We start from the raw sequence: 4,991 nt of genomic DNA on the forward strand, positions 1-4,991 counted from the left end.
GAAGCCCAGCACAAGCCGCCGCGCACCGGCTCGCCGATGATGCTGATCGGCCAACTGGCCCCCGCCGAGCGCGAGCGCGTGCGCGACGCCCTGCGCGCCTCGGCCCTCGCCGCCCGTCCCGACTTCGAGGCGGCGCGGCAGTACCGCCGCGAGGCCGTGCGGATCGCGTCGTCCGACGCTTTCGACCGGGCGCGGGTGACGGCGCTGCTGGCCCAGTCGCGCGAGGCCGAGCTGCGCGGCCGCGCCCGGCTCGAGACCGATGCCGTGGCCGTTCTGGATACGCTTCAGCCCGCGGACCGGAAGGCCCTGTCCGAGATCCTCACCCGCCGGGGCCGCGTGGTGGCGCGCGGCGATCGGGACAAGGCGACGAAGGCGGAAGACAGGACGGGCTGAACCGTCACGCGGCCTCGGCCTGTTCGGCCGGGGCGATCTCCGGGCGGCGAATCGGAACGTTGAAGCTGACCGTCGTGCCCTGGCCCGGCTGGCTGGCGATGCTGAGCTCGCCGCCGTGCAGCTCGATCAGCGACTTGGTCAGGGCCAGGCCGAGGCCGGTGCCCTGGGTCGTCTTGGAGTGCTGGCCCTCGACCTGTTCGAAGGGACGGGCCAGCCGGTCCAGATCCTTGGCGGCGATGCCGATGCCGGTGTCCGTGACCGCGACGCGGAGCCGGTCGTCGTCCTCGCGTGACAGGGCGACGACGATGTCGCCGCCCTCCGGCGTGAACTTCACCGCGTTCGAGATCAGGTTCAGGATCACCTGCTTCAGCCCGCGGTAGTCGGCCTCGATGTCCGGCAGGACCGGGGCGTCGACCACCAGCTTCAGGCCCGCTTCCTCGATCTTGCCCCGCATCAGACGGGTGGCGTCGTCGACGATCTCCTTCAGCGACACCATCTCGTAGTGCAGCGTCAGCTTGCCGGCCTCGATCTTGGCCATGTCGAGGATGTCGTTGATCAGGCTGAGCAGGTGCTGGCCGGACTTCAGGATGTCGGCGGCGTAGCCCTTGTATTTTGGGTCCCCCAGCGGGCCGAACATCTCTCCCGCCATGATCTCCGAGAAGCCGTTGATGGCGTTCAGCGGCGTGCGCAGCTCATGGCTCATATTGGCGAGGAATTCCGACTTCGCCTGGTTGGCCGCCTCGGCCCGGGTCATCGCCACCTCGTACTTCCGCGCCAGCTGGGACAGCCGCTCCTCGCGGTCCTCCAGCTCGGCGATGGTGACGTGCAGCCGCTCGGTCGCGCGCTGGCGCTCGGCCTCCTTGCGCTTGATCGCGGTGATGTCCGCCGCCGTGACGACCGAGCCGCCGTCCGAGGTGAAGCGCTCGACCAGCTGCAGCCAGCGGCCGTCGTGCAGCTCGACCTCCCGGGCGCCGGCGCGGCCGCCCGTGGCCGGCTGATCGGACTTGATGGCGAGGGCGGCGATGCGGTTCAGGTCCTGCTTGAAGGCGCCGCGGCGAAGCACGCCGTCCTCGAATCCGAAGGCGTCCTGGAACGCCTGATTGGACAGGATCAGCCGACCGCCCTTGTCGAACAGGACGAAGGCGTCGGACACGCTCTCGATGCCGTCGCGCAGCCGGCTTTCGGCGGCCTGGGCCTGCGCCTTCGCGCGCCGCGCCTCCGTGGTGTCCAGCGCCACGCCCAGCACATTGGTGAACCCCTCCTCGCCCCGATCGCCCCGGGCCTGCCCCCGCGCGTCGATCCAGCGGGCCTTGCCGTGCTCGTCCGTGACAGGGAAGCTGACATCGAAGGCTCCGAAGGTCTGCGCCTGCCGCAAGGCGTGCAGCACGGCGTCGCGATAGCGCGGGTGAACGCGCGCCATCAGCTCGTCGCTGGACACCGCCCCGCGTTGCTCCAGCCCCATCAACTGCGCCATATAGTCCGAGACCGTGACCAGATCCGTCTCCGTGTCCCACTCCCAGACGCCGCACCGCGCCGCTTCGACCGCCCCGCGGAACCGCTGCTCCGACGCCGCCCAGACCTGGGTGATGCCCTGCTGCCGGCGCTGCAGCAGCAGTGCGATCAGGACGACGAAGGCCCCGATGCCGACCGGCGCCGTCAGCACCCAGACGTCGTCCATCAGGGCGTCGGCGCCCACGGTGACGGGGCTCCAGGCGACGGCGATCAGACCGCTCTCCCCGACGGCGGCGCCGCTCCGGCGTAGGGCCCGACCGTCATCCCGCAGCGTCACGCCCCGGCCGTCGGGCTGGACGGGGGTCGCTTGAAGCTGGAGCGCGGCGATCTGCGACGACGCACCCGTCAGGGGCGTCCGGCTGTCCGACAGCACCGCGACCGAGACGCCGTTCCGGGCGACCAGCTGGGGCAGCGCAACCCGCCCCGTCAGACGCCCTCCGCCGGGAAGCGTTCTGGAGACCAGCAGCGCCTCGCCGTCCCGGGAGAGGCGCGGGCGGCCCGGAGACGAAGCGAAATCCGACGGCTCCGCGCCTCCGACGGCCACGACACGGCCGGTGGAGTCCAGCACCGCGAAAGGTGTTTCGGGCGCCGCGGCCCGGGCGCGCTGGACGAAGGCGGCCGGAGCCCCCGCGCCGCCGCCCGCCGCCCTGAGCGCCGCCTCGACGGGCGCCGACCGACGCTCCAGGTCCAACGCCAGCAACCGCGCCTCGCGGTCGACAGCCTCCAACCTCAGCACTTCGGCCTCGCGCCCCGGGCGGGTGATCTCGCGCGTGAAAAGCATCAGACAGGCCGCGAGGGCCAGCGTCACCACCAGAAGGGCGACGCTCAACCACGGAGGCGCGCTCTTGCGCCGGTCCGCCGTGCGCCGTCCCTCTGCGGTTATGCGGCGCTCGTTGCCCCGCAAGGCGCTCTCCCCGAGAAATCGACGTCGATGGGAGAATCTAGGCTGCGTCGCGGATTCGTGTCGAGCCTTGGTTGGGAACGATCAACGGTTTCAGGCGGCCTCGGACCGTTTCACCTTGGTCAGGCTGGCCGCCTCCGGCGGCGGCAACAGGATGTCCTTGACGCCGTTCAGAATGCTGCGGGCCCCACGCGCCAGCTCCAGCAGCTCCGGCGGCGCGTCCTCGGGCAGGTCGTCGACCGAGGAAACCAGCCGTTCAGCCAAGGCCATGAGCTTGGGCGCGGCCGAAATCAGCCGGGCCTGGAATTCGATCTGCTCCGGATCGCGGTCGTATTCCGCGCCGGGCACGCGCCAGCCGCCCCAGTCCGCCTTGTCCGTCACGACCACGGGATAGGTGCCGGGGAACGGGTGGTGGGGGCAGTCGTCCGCCGTCTGCCATTTGTTGCGCGCCCGCATCAGACGCCAGTTCTCGCCGATGTTCGCGGCCGGGTCTTCCACGGGCAACAGCAGCTCGTGGCCCACGAACTCGCGGCCCAGGCCGACGTCATAGGTGACCCGCACGGGCTCCTCGAAGCCCTTGGCCCAGACGGGCTGGACCTTCTCGATCTGGGCCCAGGCGCCGACGCACTCGACCCAGACCTTCTGACCCTTCTGGAACTGCGCGCGCGCCATTCTGCCCTCCGACCACTTCATCGGCAGGATGCACGCCGCGCATGAACACCCGGTTCCGCGACAGGGTGAAGCGCAGGTTAACCGGGTTTAGCGCCGTGCATGCCCACCGCCGCGCAGCGGCCTCGTTCGAAGGTTCGTCATGAAGGTCACTAAGGACCACGAAGGACACGAAGGGTTCTGCGTCACGAGCTTCAAGCGCCTGCAGTCAGGGCTCTACTGATCGCTTCGCGATCAATCGGCGTTGACCGCCGGGCGACACCTGACGATGAAGCCTGTCCGGGCCGGAGGCGCCCTACGGCGCCCGGGAAATGTCTTCCAGCGTTTCGCCGGCGTATTTCTCTTTCACGCGGGTGGACAGGTCGCCCAGCGAGACGACGCCGACCAGGCGGTTGTCCTTGTCCAGCACGGGCAGGCGACGGATCTGTTTCGTGCCCATGGCGTCCAGCACCGTCTTCAGGTCGTCGTCGGCGCGGGCGGTGTGGGGATCGCGGCTGATGTACTCGACGACGGGGGCGGTGGAGGCCGCGCCCTGGGCCACGGCGCGGACGGCGATGTCGCGGTCCGTGATCGTGCCGACCAGGGTGTCGCCCTCGGCCACGGGCATGAAGCCGAAATCGCCGGCGGCCATGCGCGAGGCGACTTCCTGCAGCGTGTCGCCGGGACGGGCGACCTGAACATCCTTGCTCATGACGTCACGAATCTTCATCGGGCTCTCCTTTTCGGGGGTTGCGACACAAACCCCTGCCTGCCTTGGCGGTTCCTGTCGCTTTGACAACGAGCCCCTCAGGGTGGGGTCAGACGCGGGGTGGTTATCTGCGTCCACGGTCCGCGTTGGACCAGGAACGAGGATACGATCATGAAAACCGCCAAGATCCGGAAGGCTCTGCTCCCCACCCTGGCGGCGTCGGCGGTCTTGTTGGCCACCCCGGCGCTGGCCCAGAACGTCGGCTTCTCCATCAGCTTCGGCTCGCCGGGCTACAGCCAAGGCTACGGCTACGCCCCCGCCCCCGCCCTCGGCTACGGCGGCGGCGGCCAGGATCTGCGCTACCGCGCCGAACGTCTGGCGCAGCAGATCAACCGCGTCGCCTACAACGGCCGCGTCAGCCGCGGCGAGGCGCAGCGTCTCAGCTACGAGATGCAGCAGTACCGCAGCCTCGAATGGCGCTACGCCCGCGACGGCCTGAGCGCTCGTGAATACGCCGTGCTCAACGACCGGCTCAACCGCATCGAGGCTCTGCTGCGCTACGAGCGTCGCGACCGCTGGTAAGGCGGATCGGGTGACAGAGGGCCGCCCCGGCGACGGGGCGGCCCTTTCGTTTGTGGGCCGGCCCCGCTAAGCCGCGCGAGCCAGCCGGAGCCCGCCCATGACCGCCCACCAGACCGCTTCCGCCGAAAGCCGCGACATCCTCGACCGGCTGGGAGCGCCCGCCTCGGTCTGGAGTTCGGATGGGTTCGAGGCGCGCTCGCCCATCGACGGCTCGGTCGCGGGCCGGGTGGCCGAGACCGCCGACCT

The 4,991-nt window shown here is 70.2% G+C and carries 5 protein-coding genes; 2 read left to right on the top strand and 3 right to left on the bottom strand.

All coding sequences use genetic code 11. The features are described from left to right. Nucleotides 1-393, top strand: a 393-nt coding sequence (locus VGB60_RS11110; RefSeq protein ID WP_331038319.1) for a periplasmic heavy metal sensor, incomplete at its 5' end; no start/stop codon positions are given. A gap of 4 nt (nt 394-397) precedes the next feature. Here the strand turns inward: VGB60_RS11110 and VGB60_RS11115 are convergent. The 3 genes from VGB60_RS11115 to VGB60_RS11125 all read right to left on the bottom strand — a co-directional run bounded on the left by VGB60_RS11115 (nt 398) and on the right by VGB60_RS11125 (nt 4,184). After that, nucleotides 398-2,734: a PAS domain-containing sensor histidine kinase gene (locus VGB60_RS11115; RefSeq protein ID WP_331038320.1), complete on the bottom strand. Its 2,337-nt coding sequence runs from the start codon at nt 2,732-2,734 to the stop codon at nt 398-400. Nucleotides 2,735-2,899: 165 nt separating this feature from the next. Further along, entirely contained in the window at nt 2,900-3,478 is a 579-nt protein-coding gene (locus VGB60_RS11120) for a hypothetical protein (RefSeq protein ID WP_331038321.1), read from the bottom strand. A gap of 292 nt (nt 3,479-3,770) precedes the next feature. Continuing rightward, nucleotides 3,771-4,184 carry a CBS domain-containing protein gene (locus tag VGB60_RS11125; protein WP_331038322.1) on the bottom strand — a complete coding sequence of 138 codons (414 nt, stop codon included), beginning with the start codon at nt 4,182-4,184 and terminating at the stop codon, nt 3,771-3,773. Nucleotides 4,185-4,334: 150 nt separating this feature from the next. Between VGB60_RS11125 and VGB60_RS11130 the strand changes: the two genes are divergently transcribed. Then, a complete protein-coding gene (locus VGB60_RS11130) occupies nt 4,335-4,745 on the top strand; it encodes a hypothetical protein (RefSeq protein WP_331038323.1) in 411 nt (136 codons plus the stop codon). Nucleotides 4,746-4,991 lie beyond the last annotated feature (246 nt).

It is taken from the genome of Brevundimonas sp. (genome assembly GCF_036399195.1).
Taxonomy (GTDB): Bacteria; Pseudomonadota; Alphaproteobacteria; order Caulobacterales; family Caulobacteraceae; genus Brevundimonas.